Source organism: Duganella flavida (genome assembly GCF_009857445.1).
GTDB classification, from domain to species: Bacteria; Pseudomonadota; Gammaproteobacteria; order Burkholderiales; family Burkholderiaceae_D; genus Rugamonas; species Rugamonas flavida.
In genome coordinates, this window is sequence record NZ_WWCN01000017.1 from 115,104 (window position 1) to 130,003 (window position 14,900).

Consider the following 14,900-nt stretch of genomic DNA (forward strand, 5'->3'; position numbering starts at 1 on the left):
TACCGTTAATGGTTCATAGCCAGCTGCTTCAGGCCTTCTGCGGAAGGGCCGTCGTACAGCACGCGGCCGTCCTTGAGGCGCATCAGGCGCTTGCTGTAGGCGGCAATATCCGGTTCGTGCGTCACCAGCAGGATGGTGATGCCGCGCTCCTCGTTCAGCTGCTGGAACGAGCGCATGATCTCTTCGCTGGTTTGCGTATCGAGGTTGCCGGTCGGTTCATCGGCCAGGATCAGCGGTGGATCGCCCACCAGCGCGCGCGCAATCGCCACGCGCTGCTGCTGGCCGCCGGATAGCTGGTTCGGCGTGCGCTTGGCCATCTCCTTCAAGCCCACGCGCTCCAGTTCCAGCAAAGCCTTGGCGTGCGCCTTGGCGCGCGACACGCCGGCGTAGATCAGCGGCAGCGCCACGTTCTCCGCCACGCTCATGCGCTTGATCAGGTTAAAACTCTGGAATACGAAGCCGATGGTGCGGTTGCGGATGCTGGCCAGCTCATTGCGCGACAGCGTCAACGTATCGACGCCGTTGAGGAAGTAGCTGCCGCCGGTGGCTTGATCGAGGCAACCGAAGATATTCATCAGCGTCGATTTGCCGGAGCCTGATTGGCCCATCACAGCCAGGAAGTCGCCGCGCGGCACGGCCAAGTCGATGCCGAACAAGACCTGCGTTTCCACGCTCCCGGAGAAGTAGCTCTTGGTGACGTGGCGGATATCGATCAGGAGCTCATTTGCACGCTGATTCACAGGCCGCCCTCTTTCTCATTGACGATGGAGCGCGTAATGACCTGGTCACCTTTCTTCAAATCGCCGCCCACCAACTCGGTGTAGCGGAAGTTGGACAGGCCGATTTTCACTTCCAGTGCCTTGGGCTGATTGTGCGCATCCAGCGTGTAGATACGGAACAGACGCGCGAGGTCGGACTTGCTGCGGAAGCCTGCATCGTCGTCCTGGCCAGTGGCGGCAGCGACGCTTGCGCTGGCTGAAGCGGAGGCCGAAGAAGATGCAGATGCAGATCCAGCAGCCAACTTCTTCTGCTTCTCAATCTCCTCATCGCTCAAGCGGAAGCGCAGCGCGGCGGTCGGAATGCGCAGCACTTGCTGGCGATTCCCCACCAGCAGCCGCACCTGCGCCGTCATGCCCGGCTTGAGCAGCTCGTCCTTGTTGTCGACATCCAGCACCACGTTATAAGTCACCACGTTCTGCGTCACGTTGGCGGCAAGGCGGAACTGGCGCATGCGCGCGCTGAATTCCTTGTCCGGATAGGCATCCACCACAAAGCGCGCCTCCTGCCCTTCCTTGAGCGAGCCCACGTCGGCCTCGGAGACGCTGGTATCGATCTGCATCTTGGTCAGGTCGCGCGCGATCTGGAACAGCTGCGGCGTGGTGAAGGACGCCGCCACCGTCTGTCCCAGATCCACCGTACGCTTGATGATCACACCATCAATCGGCGCGCGGATCACCGAGTTGTTGAGATCCGCCTGCGCGCGCGCCAACTGCGCGTCCGCCAGCTGGATATTGGCCAGCGCCACATCCACCTCGCGCTTGGACTGGTCCAGCGCCAGCGGCGAGATAAAACTCTGCGTCACCAGCGTTTGATTGCGCGAGTGCGTGGCCTGCGCCAGCCGCAGCGACGCGCGCGCCGACGCCAGCTGCGCCTCGGCCTGGCGAATCTGCGCGTTGAAGATGGTCGGGTCCAATGTCAGCAGCACCTGGCCCTTGGTTACATGGTCGTTGAAGTCCGCTTTCAACTGGTTCACCGTGCCCGACACCTGTGAGCCGATATTGATCAAGGCAACCGGATTAATGGTGCCTGTCGCCGTCACCGACTGCGTGATATTGCCGGTATCGACAGCCGCAGTGCGGAATCGTGGCGCCTCCACCACGGGGCTCTTACTTTTGGAATAGTACGCGCCCGCGCCGCCGACAATCACCAGCAGGCCGACGGCCAGCGCAAGCTTCTTTTTGGTCAGGAAAGCCATTGTTTTCAGTGTTCCCATAGTGAGATCCGGCGACGTGCGGATCAACCGGGCAAGTATCAGACAGTTTTATTTTTAATGCAACACGTCAGTTATCTCCCCCCTAGGAGGCAGGCATGCATTACTGCACCGTGGGATATGCAAAATTGCAATTCGGCTTTGCAGGAATGTCCGTTCTCAAGCGGCGTTTTCCTCCCTAAGATGATCTCACTCAAACACGGAGGACACCATGTCAGAAAGCCTCACCATCAAGGTCGCCGACGGCAGTTTTAACTGCTACGTAGCGCGTCCTGGCCATGCCGACAGCGCACCGATGATCGTGGTGCTGCAGGAGATCTTCGGCGTCAACGCCGGCATCCGCAGCATCGCCGATGACTACGCGGCCAAAGGCTACATCGCCGTCGCACCGGACCTGTTCTGGCGCGCCGATCCCGGCCTCGATATGTCGGAGGCCGAACCGGGCGACTGGGCACGTGGCTTCGCCCTGTACAGCGCCTACAACTTCGACGGCGGCGTGGGCGACATCGCCGCCACCGTGGCAGCGGCTCGCACGCTGAAAGGCAGTACGGGCAAGGTCGGCGTCACCGGCTACTGCCTCGGTGGATTAATGACCTACCTGACCGCAGCGCGCGCCGACGCCGACGCCTTTGTGTCCTACTACGGCGGCAGCACCGAAAAATACGCGGCCGAAGCGGGCAGCATCAGCAAGCCGACGCTGTACCACCTGGCCGAAGAGGACGAGTACATCGGCAAGGACGCGCAAGCCGTGATTACCGCCGCCTTCAAAGGCAATCCAAAGATTGAGCTACACAGCTACCCTGGTTGCAACCACGCCTTCGTACGGCCCGGCGGCAACCATTACGACCTCGCTGCGGCCACGCTGGCCAACGCACGCACTGACGCATTCTTTAAACAGCACCTTTCTTAAACCAAGGAGAACACCATGACTGACCAAACCAACCAATCCCGCCGCAACGCCATCGTTGGCAGCGCCGTCGCCGCCGCAGCTACCGCACTGGCAGCCGTCAGCACTGAAGCCGTAGCAGCACCAGCTGGCAAAGTGAGCAAGACCGTCTCCACCATCACCACCCGCGACGGCGTTGAGATCTACTACAAAGACTGGGGCCCACGCACCGGCCAACCAGTGATCCTGAGCCACGGCTGGCCTTTGAGCTCGGACAGCTGGGAATCGGCTGCGTTCTTCCTGGCGAATAACGGCTTCCGCGTCATCACCCACGACCGCCGTGGCCACGGCCGTTCAAGCCAGCCTTGGGACGGCAACGATATGGACCACTACGCCGACGACCTGGCGCAGCTGATCGAAGCGCTGGACCTGAAAAACATCATCCTGGCCGGCTTCTCCACCGGCGGCGGCGAAGTAGCACGCTACGTGGGCCGCCACGGCACCAAGCGCATCGCCAAACTGGCCCTGATTTCGGCAGTGCCACCACTGATGCTGAAGACCGATACCAACCCGGATGGCTTGCCGATCGAAGTGTTCGATGGCATCCGCGCCGGCTCGCTGAAAGACCGCGGCCAGCTGTACCTCGACATCGCATCGGGCCCGTTCTTTAACTACAACCGTCCGGGCGCGAAACCATCGCAAGGCATCATCCAGGCCTGGTACGCACAAGGCATGCAGGGTGGCTTTAAAAACACCTACGACTCGATCAAGGCCTTCTCGGAAACCGACTTCCGCGATGACCTGAAAAAGTTCGACAAACCGACCCTGGTCATCCACGGTGAAGACGACCAGATCGTGCCGATCAAAGCCGCCGGCATCGCCTCGGCCAAAATCGTCAAAGGCGCCAAGCTGATTACCTACCCAGGTGCGCCGCACGGCCTGACAGACACCCACAAAGACAAGTTCCACGCCGACTTCCTGGCCTTCGCCAAGTCTTAAAAACGACAATACCGCCTCCGGGCGGTATTTTTCTGTGATAAGGTTTCCCTCACCATGATGGAAATCTTCTCACCGCCGGACGACCCGTCCCTGCTCCACTACGGCATCTACTCGCCGTCGCTGGTTATTCTCTCTGTACTCGTTGCCATATTTTCATCGTGGATGGGATTACAAGTGGCCGGGCAAGCGCGCCTTGGCGGCACACGCAGCCTGCGCGCCATGATGCTGGCCACCGGCAGCCTGGCGCTGGGCTGCGGCGTATGGTCGATGCACTTCATCGGCATGCTGGCCTTTAACCTCTGCATCGATGTCGATTATGACCACGGCCTGACACTGCTATCGGTGGTGCCCAGCCTTGCCGCTTCCTACGTTGCGCTGACCATCATCAGCCGCCGCCGCGTGAGCAAGGCCTCGCTGGTGACCGGCGGCGTATTGGTCGGCGCAGGCATCGGCGCCATGCACTACACCGGCATGGCGGCGATGCAGATGGCGCTGGACCTGCGCTACAACCCTTATATGTTCGGCCTCTCCATCGTGGTCGCAGTGGTGCTGGCGACGCTGGCCCTGTGGATCCGCTTCGGCCTGCGCACCCTGCGCCTGCCGCGCGCGGTGATCGGCGCCATCAGCGCCAGCGTGATGGGCTGCGCCATCGCCGGCATGCACTACACCGGCATGGCAGCAGCGCGCTTCGTCGGCACGCTGCCGCTGGACTCCTCGCCGCAGCAGAATTTCACTTTCCTGGCGCTGGCCATCACCTTGATTACCGTGGCCTTCACCATCTTCGTGATGGCCGCCAACGGCTTGCTGCGCTACCGAGAAATGTACCGCCAGCAGTCCGAGAGCCAGGCCTGGATGCGCGCCCTGCTGACCACCACCGTCGACGGCGTCGTCACGGTGGACCGCGCGGGCGTGATCCACGAATTCAATCTGTCGGCGGAGCGCATCTTCGGCTGGACGCGCGACGAAATCGTCGGTCGCAATATCCGCTTGCTGATGGCCGACACCGACCGCTCTGAACGCGACGGTTTGCTTAGCTTCCTGCAAACCGGCGACGCCGCTGTGGTAGGCCGCGGCAGCGAAGTTCTCGGCCTGCGCAAGGACGGCAGCCAGGTGCCGATCCGGCGCGCGCTGGGCCACGCGCGCATGGCGGAACGCGACCTGTTTGTGCTGTTCATTACCGACATCAGCGAACGCCGCGCCATCATGCAGGCGCTGCGCGACAGCGAACAGCAATTCCGTTCGCTGATCGGGAACATCCCCGGCATCTCCTTCCGTAGCAGCATGGCCTTCGATGCGCCGCCGCTGTTCATCAGCGAGAACGTGTGGCGCCTGGCTGGCTATCCGGCCAGTGATTTCGTCGGCGCCAACCGCACTCGCACGCTGGGCTCTTTGATCTGCGACGAAGACCGCGCCCGCGTGGCGGAGGAAATCTCGCGCAGCGTCGAGGCGCTGGTGGCGTATCAGGTGGAGTACTGCCTGCTGCACGCCGACGGCAGCAAGCGCTTCATGTGGGAGCACGGCGCCGTCACCCAGGACGAAACCCACCCTGAAATCCGCTGGATCGACGGCGTGATCCTCGACATCAGCGAACGGCGCGAGATGGAGCTGCAGCTGCGCAAAGCCAAGGAAACGGCGGAACAGGCAGCAGCAGCACGTGCCAGCTTTGTCGCCAACATGAGCCACGAAATCCGCACGCCGATGAACGCCATCCTCGGCTTCACCGACGTGTTGCTCGATACTGACCTCGATACCGACCAGCGCCGCCACCTCGACACCGTGCGCAAGGAAGGCCGTTCGCTGCTACGCTTGTTGAACGAAATCCTCGACACCGCCAAGCTGGATAAGGGCGCAGTGGAACTGGAGCTGGACGATTACAGCCTGCTTAACCTGATCGACGAACTGGCCTCCACCTTCGGCAGCAACGCCCGCAGCAAGGGACTGGCCATCGACATCGTTTACGGCGCTGCGCTGCCGGCTTGGCTGCACGGCGACGAACTACGCATGCGCCAGATTCTCGGCAACCTGCTGGACAACGCCATTAAGTTCACGGCGGCCGGCAAGGTCTCGCTGCACGCCGAAGAACAGCAAGGCCAGTTGCACCTCGCCGTGCAGGACACCGGCATTGGCATCGCGCCGGAGCGTATCAACGCCATCTTCGATCCGTTCACCCAGGCCGACGCCTCGATGACGCGCCGCTTCGGCGGCACCGGTCTTGGCACCACCATCAGCCGCCAGCTGGTGGCGCTCATGGGCGGCAAGATCTGGGCCGAGAGCACGCCAGGCGTGGGCACCACCTTCCACGTGCTGCTACCGCTGGAGCCGGCGCGCAATGACCAGTCGCAGGCCAGCGAGCGTAGCGACTATCCGCTGCCGCCGCTGCACATCCTCGCCGCCGACGACGTGCCGCAGAATCTTGAACTGCTTGCGCTGCTGCTGGCCAAACGCGGCCACACCTTGGACACGGCGCACGACGGCGCGCAAGCGGTGCAAATGTCGTCCGCACGTCGCTATGACGTGGTGCTGATGGATATGCAGATGCCGCACATGGACGGCCTTGCGGCCACGCGCGCCATCCGCACCCGCGAACAGCAAGGCGATGCAGCCGTGCCGCCGCTGCCGATTGTAGCGATGACGGCCAGCGTGCTGGCGGCGCACCGCGAGGCTGCCGCCACGGCAGGCATGAACGGTTTTGCGTCCAAGCCGGTGGACTGGCACGCGCTGTCGCACGAAATTGCGAAAGTGCTCAAGCTGGCGCCTGTGCCTTCCGCACCGCCGCCGTCGGAAGCGCCGCGCCACCGGGTACTGAACCAGAAAGCGGGCCTGCAGCGCTGGGCCGGAGAAGAGACGGCCTACCACCAGGCGCTGCACCATTTCGTGGCCGACTACAGCACCGCCGCCGCCACGCTGGCCAAGCTGCTGGTCGACGTCAGCGAAGCGCGCCTGGCCGACGCGCAGGCATGGAGTCACAAGGTGCGCGGCGTCGCCGCCAACATCGGACTGGAGCAACTGGCCGCCACATTAGCGCAGATCGAAAAGCTATGCGGCTCGCCGCAGCGCGACGGCGTCACACTGCAAACGGAACTGGCGCAGGCGCAGCGCACTTTGGGGGCGCAGCTGGATGCGGCGCTGAGCGCCATCCACGCACTGGCCCCACCACGCGGTTCCACTGCAAGGCTGGAAGCACCGCCGCCAGCAGCGGCCTTCGATCCATCCATAGCGCGCCAAAAATCCTCAGCCCTGCTACCATTCTTGCAGCGCGGCGCTTTGAACGACGCTGCCCTCACCGCATTGACAGCCGCCCTCACCGGCGCACCGCCGGCACTGGCGCAGCAACTGAGCGCCGTGCAGGATGCCTTGAACGATTTTGATTTTCCACAGGCGCAGGCCGCACTGGAAGCCTTGCTGGCCAGCCTGACCACGGAGTACCCATGAGAACCACGCATCAAGCCAACCAGCCGCAGATCCTGGTCGTCGACGACGAAGCCAGCAACCTGCAGCTGCTGCGCCACATCCTGCAAGATCAATACCGCCTGCTGTTCGCCAAGGACGGCCCGCGCGCGCTGGAACTGGCGCGCTCCGAACAACCGCAGCTCATTCTGCTGGACGTGATGATGCCGGGGATGACCGGCTACGAAACCTGCAAGCTGCTGAAGGCCGATCCCGTCACCGCCGCCATCCCGGTCATCTTTGTCACCGCCCTGAGCGACACCGACGATGAAGTAGTGGGCTTTGACGCCGGCGCGGTGGACTACATCACCAAGCCAGTCAGCCCGCCGATCGTGCGTGCGCGCGTGCGCAACCACCTGTCGCTGGTGGGTGTGGATGAATTGAAGAAGACGCGTCTGGAAATCGTCCAGCGGCTCGGCCTCGCTGCCGAATACAAGGACAACGAAACCGGCCTGCACGTGATCCGCATGAGCCACTACGCACGCGTGCTGGGCCTCGCCGTCGGCATGACCGAGGCGGAAGCCGAAGACCTGCTACACGCCGCACCGATGCACGACGTCGGCAAGATCGGCATCCCGGACAGCATCCTGCGCAAGCCGGCCGCGCTGGATCCTGATGAATGGAAGATCATGCAGTCGCACGCCACCATCGGCGGCGACATCATCGGCAAGCACCAGAGCGGCATGCTGGCGATGGCTTACGACGTCGCCGTCACCCACCATGAGAAATGGAATGGCAGCGGCTATCCGAATGGATTACAAGGTGAAGAGATTCCGCTGGTCGGCCGCATCGTGGCAATTGCCGACGTATTCGACGCGCTGACTTCGGCGCGGCCGTACAAGGAAGCGTGGCCGGTAGAGAAAGCCGTTGAACACATGGAGTCCCAGCGCGACCTGCATTTCGAGGGCCGGCTGGTGGATCTGTTCTTCCAGCAGATGCCGGCGCTGCTTGAGATCAAGGAGCGCTGGGCCGAGCGTTAATCAGGCTGCGATGCGTTCGCTGCGTCCCGCCAGGCGCGCCATCACGCTTACCGCGTGGTCGATCTGCGCCTTGGTGTGGCCGGCGTTCATCATGAAGCGCAGGCGCGCCTGTCCCACCGGCGCTGCCGGGAACTGGATCGAATCCACGTGCACGCCCTCGGCACGCAGCTCCATCGCGTAACGCTGGCAAGTCTCGGCATCGCCGATCAGCACCGGCAAAATCGGCGTGGCGGTCGAGATGATGGTGTAGCCCAGAGGCTCCATGCGCTCGATGAAATAGCGCTGGTTTTCCCACAGGCGCTGACGGCGCTGCGGTTCTTCTTCCAAAATATCCAGTGCCGCCAGCAGCGCCGCTGCCTGGTCCGGCGGCGGCGGGCAGGTGAAGCCGTAGGCGGAACTGGTCAGGCGGATCACGTCCGCTACTGGCTTGTCCACGGCCACAAAGCCACCGATCGAACCGAGCGCCTTGCTCAAGGTCCCCATCTGCATGATATTGCTGCTGTAGCAGTTGAAGTGCTCCGAGGTGCCGCCGCCGTTGGCGCCGAGGATGCCGGTGGCATGGGCGTCATCGATGTACAGCAGCGCGCCATAACGTTCGGCCAGCGCCACCAGCTCCGGCAGCGGTGCGATGGTACCTTCCATGCTGAATACACCGTCGCTGACGATGATCGGCGTGGTGCCGTCAGCGGCGCCGGCTTGCAGCAGCGACTCAAGGTGATTCATATCGCAGTGGCGGTAGTTGTAGCGCAGCGCGCCCGACATCTGGATACCTTCGCGGATCGAAATGTGATTGTATTCGTCCGAGTAGTAAGCATATTTGTGGCGCTTCTTGGCGCGGAAGCCGTGCAGGCGCGCCAACGTGGCTGCCTTCACAATCGACGACAGCACGCCGATGTTGGTCATATAGCCAGTCACGAACAGTACTGCATCGGTCTTGTGTTTCAGCGCGCCGAGGCGGCGTTCCAGCTCGCGGTAGACTTCCAGGTCGCCACCCAGCAAACGCGATTCGCAATTGCCTACGCCATAGCGGTCCAGACCCTGCTTGGCCGCCGCCACCAAACGCGGATGGTTGGCCAGCGCCAGGTAGTTATTGGTGCTGAACGACACCACCGTTTCGCCTTCGGTGACAAAAGTCGGATCGGGCAAGGTGCTGTGCACCGAGGAGTCGTGATAGATGGGATGGTGCTGCAGCCAGCTGGCGATGTCGCTTAAGTCGTGCATGATGTCGGAACCTGAGAACAATCGACCATCATATAAGCAGACAACTTACCGCAAGCTTGCGGCCACATTACGAATTGGTTAACCGGCTTATTTAACCAGCAAGCGGCAGCACGATGCGCGCCACCAGTCCCGGCTCAGCGTCCTCCAGTACCAGCCTGCCGCCGTGCGAGGTGGCGGTGGCGCTGACGATGGACAGGCCCAGGCCATTGCCTGGCATATGACGGCTCTTGTCGAGCCGATAAAAACGCTGCGTGACCTTGTCGTGCTCTCCCGCCGGAATGCCGGGACCATTGTCGTGCACCGCAATCGAAGCCTCGCCGTGATGCAGGCCGGCGCGCACATGGATGATGGCGCCGGGACCGGCGTATTTGATGGCGTTATCCAGCAGGCTGGCAACAGCGCTGGCCAGCAGGTTGCGGTCGCCGTCCACATACAGCGAATCGGGCGCGTCGACCGTCAGCTGGATGTTGCTGTCTTCTGCAATGGCTTCGTACATCTCGCCGATGTCGGCCACCACCCGGCCGAGGTCCAGCCGTTCGAACAGGCTGCCGCGCATGCCGGATTCCGCTTCCGCGATCTGCAGCAGGCGCTCGAATAAACGGATCAAATCATCGATATCGTCGATGGCGTCGTGGGCGGCGGTGGACAGCGTGGGTACCGACATCTCGTGCCGTAGCGCGTCGTCCAGCCGTCCGCGAATGCGGCTCAGCGGCGTGCGCAAGTCATGGGCGATGGCGTTGGAGACGTGGCGTATGCCCTCCATCAGCAGCTCGATGCGGTCCAGCATGCGGTTGATGTCGCTGTTGAGCAGCGCGAATTCGTCGTTGCCGGTGACGGGGATGCGCCGGCTTAAATCGCCCTCCTCGATCTGCGCCGCCGTGCGGCGGATCTCGCCGAGGCGCGCCGCGATACTGCGGCGGAACAGCAGCGCACCGGCGATGGTCAGCATCAGCGACACGCAGGCGCCGGCCGCCAGCGCGCGCCAGATCACCTCGCGCACCGCCTCTTCCTCGCTCAGGTCGCGGCCGACGATCAGCGTACCGCCGTCGCTCAAGGTGCGCAGGTACAGGCGCGCTGGCGCACTGCGGCCATTGCGCAGCACCGTGGCGGTCACGAATTCCTGCGCGTCTTCCAGCACCGGCCATGAGCCAAGGTTGCCGCCCGCCGGCGTGCCGTCGGCATCGACGATCTGGAAAATTTCGCGGTCGCTGTCAACGCCGTCGCCCAGCTGGCGGCGCACCTCGGCCTGCAACTTGGTGCGCCGGTACTTGCCGACATTGTCCAGCAGGCGCTCGGTCTGCGCCATGATCTTGCCGTCGATGTTCTGGTCGATCACGCCGATGGTGCCGCTGTAGAACACCAGCGACACCGCCGCAATGGAAGCGATGCCCAGCAGGCCGTAACCCAGCACCAGCTTGGCGGCGATCGAAGTGCGCAAGTTAAACAAACTATTGCCCCGGCTCGTCCGGCGGCGTCACGCCCATGCGGTAGCCGACCCCGCGCAGGGTATGAATCAGCTGCACTGCGAAGTCCTTATCGACCTTGGCGCGCAGGCGGCTGATCTGCACATCGATCACATTGGTCTGCGGGTCGAAGTGATAGTCCCACACCGATTCCAGCAGCATGGTGCGGGTCACTACCTGGTTCTCATTGCGCATCAGGTATTCGAGCAGGCGGTATTCGCGCGGCTGCAGCGTAATCACCTTGCTGCCGCGCGTAACGCGCAGCGTGCGCAGGTCGAGCCGCAGGTCGGCCACTTGCAGCTGCGTGCTGTCGGCGCCGGGGGCGCTGCGGCGCAACAGCGCTTCCACCCGCGCCAGCAGCTCCGAGAAGGCGAATGGTTTCGGCAAATAGTCGTCGGCGCCGCCACGCAAGCCGGTGACGCGGGCGTCGATGGTGCTGAGCGCACTGACGATGATGACCGGCGTCTGCTTGCCCAGTGAGCGCAGCTTGTCGACGATGGACAGGCCATCGATACGGCCCGGCAGCATGCGGTCGAGGATGATGATGTCCCAGTCCTCGCTGCTGGCGTAATCGAGTCCGTCCGGGCCGGTGGTAGCGGCGGTCACGATGTAGCCCGCCTCGCGCAGGCCTTTGCAGATGTAGTTGGAGGTTTCGGCTTCGTCTTCAATAACCAGGCAGCGCACGCGAGTCTCCGGAGTTGGGTGGTGAGTGAATATTCTACCGCGCCTTGGCTGCCAGCTCGCGGTACAGCGCATGGTAGTTCTGCGCCATGGTCTCGGCGGTGAACAGTTCCCAGTAGCGCGCTTCGGCGCGGCGGCCCATCTGTGCTGCCAGTTCCTGGTTCTCCCACAGCGTGCGCATGGCTGCGCCCAGCGCCGCAGGATCGTCCGGCGGCACCACCAGGCCGGTGTCGTTGTCGATGTTGATATAGGTGGTGCCGGTGCCGATCTCGCTGGAAATCATCGGCTTGCCGTACATCGCGCCTTCCAGCAGCGAGATGCCGAAAGCTTCCGAGCGCAGATGCGACGGGAATACCATCGCGTAGCTCAGCTCCAGCAGCGCGGCCTTGTCGTCTTCTTCCACCGCGCCGATGAAGTGCACGTGGGTCAGGCCGAGACGCTGCGCATGCTCCTTCAGCGCCTGCTCTTCCGGACCAGCGCCGACGATCACCACCGGATAATCCAAGTTGACCATCGCATCCAGCAGGATGTGCAAGCCCTTGTAGTAGCGCAGCACGCCGACGAACAGGAAGAAGCGCTCACCAAACTGCGTGCGCCACTTGGCCTTCAGCGCTTCGGAAGCGACCGGATAGATCGACTTATCGAGGCCGTAGGTGATGGTGCGGGTTTTGTGCGCAAAGCGCTTCAGCACCGGCGACGAGGCCAGGTAGTTGGGCGACGTCGCCACCACCGTATCGACGCTGCGCAGGAAGCGGCGCTTGAGCGGGCTATACACGCGCAGCAGGTTTTTCTGGCGCACGATGTCCGAGTGGTAGGTCACCACACTCGGCTTGTCGATGCGCGCCATGAAGTGCGCGAGGTCCATGAACGGCCATGGGAAGTGATAGTGGATCACGTCCGCCTTGCGCGCCAGGCGCGCCAGCTTACGGATGGCGGCAAACGAAAAACCGGTCGAGGCGATTTCGAAATCCAGCGGCACGCGGTGCACGGTGTGGCCTTCGAATTCGATTTCGGACGGACCGCTGCGGCTCAGCGTCAGCACTTCATTGGTCACGCCCAGACGTCCCGTGCCGACGCACAGCTGGCGGATCACCTGCTCGATGCCGCCCCAGGTATCGGGGTAATAAGTTTTGTAAAAATGAAGGACGCGCATGATGCTTACTTTTTCAGTACTTCGTGATAAACGGCGACGGTGCGGCGTGCCGCTTCATCCCAAGTCAGTTCCAGCGCGCGACGCTGGCCGGCGGCGATGCAGCGCGCACGCACTGTGTCGTCGCGCGCTAGCGTGGTCATGGCGGCGGTGATGTCGGCCACCGACAGCGGATCGAATTCGAGCGCCGCGCCGTTGGCCACTTCCGGCAGCGAGGTGGTGTTGGAGCAGGCGACCGGCACGCCAGCGGCAAACGCCTCCACCAGCGGCAGGCCGAAGCCCTCGTGCAGCGATGGGAAGATAAACGCACCGGCGCCGGCGTACAGGTGGCGCAGGTGGCGGTTGTCGGTCAGCTGGTCCAGCCAGACCACGTTCTCGCCGCGCTGCTGCGCGGCCTTGATGCGCGCCACCAGTTCCTCGCTGCGCCAACCCGGCTGGCCGACGATCACCAGCTGGCGCGCGGAGCGCAGCACCGGCGGCAGTGACAGGTAGGCTTCCAGCAGGCGCTCGACGTTCTTGCGCGGCTGTAGCGTGCCGACGAACAGGAAGTAGCCTTCGCGCAGGCCATGCAGCGCCAGCGTGATGTCGCGTTCTTCGGTGGATGGCGCGTCGAACCAGTGCGCCGCCACGCCGTGGTGCACCACGCTGATCTTGTTTTCATCAACGCCGAAATGCTCCACCAGTTCGCGGATCGAGTAGTGCGAACCGGTGATCACATGCTGCGCCTTGCGCGCGGCCTTGGCCTGCAGCCAGTTCTTCAACTTGCGCAGTTTCGGGCTGGCCCATTCCGGATGCGAAATCGGCAGCGCGTCATGCAGCGTCGCCACCACCGGGCAGTCCATGCGCACGATGCGGTAGTCGGTGGCGTGGAAGATGTCCAGCGGCGCGGCGCCCTTGCCCAGCGCGGCCTGCGTGCTGAGATGGACTGCCGACGGCAGGATCAAATCACCGAGCGTCGCCAGCGGGAAGGAGAGCGGCAGCGCGCGGCCCAGTTTCAGCTTGCGCGCATCGCCATGCGGCGCGAACGACAACGGCAGCACTTCCACCCCGGCCTGCGGCAGGTGCGCCAGCAGCGCGCTGCTGTACACGCCCAAACCATCAAGACGGCCGTTGGTCAGCACCGGTTCGGCCGTGGTGACCGAGAGACCGGCGCGCAGTGTCGGTTGCGCGCTCATGCCGAATACATCCAGCGCAGCGTGTCGGCCAGCGGCACAATGGCCACAGGGCCGGTGACGGCGGCCAGGCGGCGATGATCACCCACCAGCCGCACCACTTCATTGGCGCGCACGAAGGCGGGATTTACGTGCACATTGATTTTGTAGCCGGCGATATCGGCCATCATGCCCAGCGCCTCGCCCAGTGAGTAGGCGTGGCCGGAACAGATATTGAAAACGCCGCCCACCGCAGCAGGCGCTGCGAGCAGCTTGCGATAACTGGAGGCCACCATGCGCACATCGGAAAAATCGCGCCACACGTGCAGGTTGCCCAGCTCAATGTCAGCAGCTTTGCGGCGGAAGTGGGAGACGATTTTCGGTAGCAGGAAATTCTCGTGCTGGCCCACGCCGGTGTAGTTGAATGGGCGGACCATAATCAGCGGCAGCTTGTCCTGCCACAGGCGCGCCATGTACTCCATCGACAGCTTGCTGACGGCGTAATCGTTGGCTGGTGCGGCCGGCACCTCCTCGTGGATCACGCCGACGTCGGTGTTACCGTAGATATTGGCGCTGGAGGCCAGCAGCACGGCCGACGGTTTCTTGGCCGATGCGGCCAGCGCTTCCAGCAAGTTGCGCGTGCCGACCACGTTGACGCGGTAGATTTGTTCAGTGTCGCCATGCGCGACGAAGGCGATGGCGGCCAGGTGGGCCACCACGTCCGGCTGTACTTCCTGCACCATGGCGGCCAGGCCGGCGCGGTCGTTGAGGTCAACCGCATATTCATTCGCACCGGGCGCGTGGCCGGGCGTGATGGTACCGAATACTTCGTAGCCGGCGGCGCGCAATTCCTGCGCCACGTAATGGCCGGTGAAGCCGGACAAACCGGTAATCAGGGCACGTTTGCCCGCGCCTTCAGCGGCCATACAGAC

At 63.4% G+C, this 14,900-nt stretch carries 12 protein-coding genes; 4 read left to right on the plus strand and 8 right to left on the minus strand.

Features of this window, described 5'->3' with window-relative positions:
- Positions 1 to 5: 5 nt before the first annotated feature.
- Together GTP46_RS23635 and GTP46_RS23640 are read right to left on the minus strand one after the other, a co-directional pair.
- Positions 6 to 740 (minus strand): ABC transporter ATP-binding protein, encoded by a 735-nt coding sequence (locus GTP46_RS23635; RefSeq protein WP_371869737.1) that lies wholly within the window; start codon positions 738 to 740, stop codon positions 6 to 8.
- Positions 737 to 1,993, minus strand: coding sequence for an efflux RND transporter periplasmic adaptor subunit (locus tag GTP46_RS23640; protein WP_229259069.1), 1,257 nt, complete (start codon positions 1,991 to 1,993; stop codon positions 737 to 739). The genes GTP46_RS23635 and GTP46_RS23640 overlap by 4 nt, the downstream gene beginning before the upstream one ends.
- 208 nt (positions 1,994 to 2,201) lie before the next feature.
- On the opposite strand from GTP46_RS23640, the gene GTP46_RS23645 reads away from it, so the two are divergent.
- Genes GTP46_RS23645 through GTP46_RS23660 form a run of 4 tightly spaced genes read left to right on the plus strand, consistent with a single transcriptional unit; the run spans position 2,202 to position 8,302 of the window.
- Positions 2,202 to 2,900: a dienelactone hydrolase family protein gene (locus GTP46_RS23645; RefSeq protein WP_161009082.1), complete on the plus strand. Its 699-nt coding sequence runs from the start codon at positions 2,202 to 2,204 to the stop codon at positions 2,898 to 2,900.
- 15 nt (positions 2,901 to 2,915) lie between these two features.
- Positions 2,916 to 3,875, plus strand: a complete 960-nt coding sequence (locus GTP46_RS23650; RefSeq protein WP_161009083.1) for an alpha/beta fold hydrolase — start codon at positions 2,916 to 2,918, stop codon at positions 3,873 to 3,875.
- A 54-nt stretch (positions 3,876 to 3,929) separates the two neighbouring features.
- Positions 3,930 to 7,307: an MHYT domain-containing protein gene (locus GTP46_RS23655; RefSeq protein WP_161009084.1), complete on the plus strand. Its 3,378-nt coding sequence runs from the start codon at positions 3,930 to 3,932 to the stop codon at positions 7,305 to 7,307.
- Positions 7,304 to 8,302 (plus strand): response regulator, encoded by a 999-nt coding sequence (locus GTP46_RS23660; RefSeq protein ID WP_161009085.1) that lies wholly within the window; start codon positions 7,304 to 7,306, stop codon positions 8,300 to 8,302. Before GTP46_RS23655 ends, GTP46_RS23660 begins: the two co-directional genes overlap by 4 nt.
- Here the strand turns inward: GTP46_RS23660 and GTP46_RS23665 are convergent, their stop codons facing one another.
- From GTP46_RS23665 to GTP46_RS23690, 6 genes are all read right to left on the minus strand, one after another.
- Positions 8,303 to 9,523 (minus strand): aminotransferase class I/II-fold pyridoxal phosphate-dependent enzyme, encoded by a 1,221-nt coding sequence (locus tag GTP46_RS23665; protein ID WP_161009086.1) that lies wholly within the window; start codon positions 9,521 to 9,523, stop codon positions 8,303 to 8,305.
- A gap of 91 nt (positions 9,524 to 9,614) precedes the next feature.
- Positions 9,615 to 10,970 (minus strand): sensor histidine kinase, encoded by a 1,356-nt coding sequence (locus GTP46_RS23670; protein WP_161009087.1) that lies wholly within the window; start codon positions 10,968 to 10,970, stop codon positions 9,615 to 9,617.
- 1 nt (position 10,971) lies between these two features.
- The gene (locus GTP46_RS23675) at positions 10,972 to 11,670 is read right to left on the minus strand and encodes a winged helix-turn-helix domain-containing protein (protein ID WP_161009088.1); all 699 of its coding nucleotides are present in this window, start codon (positions 11,668 to 11,670) and stop codon (positions 10,972 to 10,974) included.
- A gap of 34 nt (positions 11,671 to 11,704) precedes the next feature.
- Positions 11,705 to 12,820, minus strand: a complete 1,116-nt coding sequence (locus tag GTP46_RS23680; protein WP_161009089.1) for a glycosyltransferase family 4 protein — start codon at positions 12,818 to 12,820, stop codon at positions 11,705 to 11,707.
- 5 nt (positions 12,821 to 12,825) lie between these two features.
- Positions 12,826 to 13,992: a glycosyltransferase family 4 protein gene (locus GTP46_RS23685; protein ID WP_161009090.1), complete on the minus strand. Its 1,167-nt coding sequence runs from the start codon at positions 13,990 to 13,992 to the stop codon at positions 12,826 to 12,828.
- Positions 13,989 to 14,894 (minus strand): GDP-mannose 4,6-dehydratase, encoded by a 906-nt coding sequence (locus tag GTP46_RS23690; RefSeq protein ID WP_161009091.1) that lies wholly within the window; start codon positions 14,892 to 14,894, stop codon positions 13,989 to 13,991. The genes GTP46_RS23685 and GTP46_RS23690 overlap by 4 nt, the downstream gene beginning before the upstream one ends.
- Positions 14,895 to 14,900 lie beyond the last annotated feature (6 nt).

Excerpts from the sequence above, each read along its gene's own strand:
- GTP46_RS23685 (WP_161009090.1), bottom strand. The coding sequence starts at position 13,992 with ATGAGCGCGCAACCGACACTGCGCGCCGGTCTCTCGGTCACCACGGCC.
- GTP46_RS23655 (WP_161009084.1), top strand. The coding sequence starts at position 3,930 with ATGATGGAAATCTTCTCACCGCCGGACGACCCGTCCCTGCTCCACTAC.
- GTP46_RS23690 (WP_161009091.1), bottom strand. The coding sequence starts at position 14,894 with ATGGCCGCTGAAGGCGCGGGCAAACGTGCCCTGATTACCGGTTTGTCC.
- GTP46_RS23680 (WP_161009089.1), bottom strand. The coding sequence starts at position 12,820 with ATGCGCGTCCTTCATTTTTACAAAACTTATTACCCCGATACCTGGGGC.
- GTP46_RS23665 (WP_161009086.1), bottom strand. The coding sequence starts at position 9,523 with ATGCACGACTTAAGCGACATCGCCAGCTGGCTGCAGCACCATCCCATC.
- GTP46_RS23640 (WP_229259069.1), bottom strand. The coding sequence starts at position 1,993 with ATGGGAACACTGAAAACAATGGCTTTCCTGACCAAAAAGAAGCTTGCG.
- GTP46_RS23645 (WP_161009082.1), top strand. The coding sequence starts at position 2,202 with ATGTCAGAAAGCCTCACCATCAAGGTCGCCGACGGCAGTTTTAACTGC.
- GTP46_RS23660 (WP_161009085.1), top strand. The coding sequence starts at position 7,304 with ATGAGAACCACGCATCAAGCCAACCAGCCGCAGATCCTGGTCGTCGAC.
- GTP46_RS23650 (WP_161009083.1), top strand. The coding sequence starts at position 2,916 with ATGACTGACCAAACCAACCAATCCCGCCGCAACGCCATCGTTGGCAGC.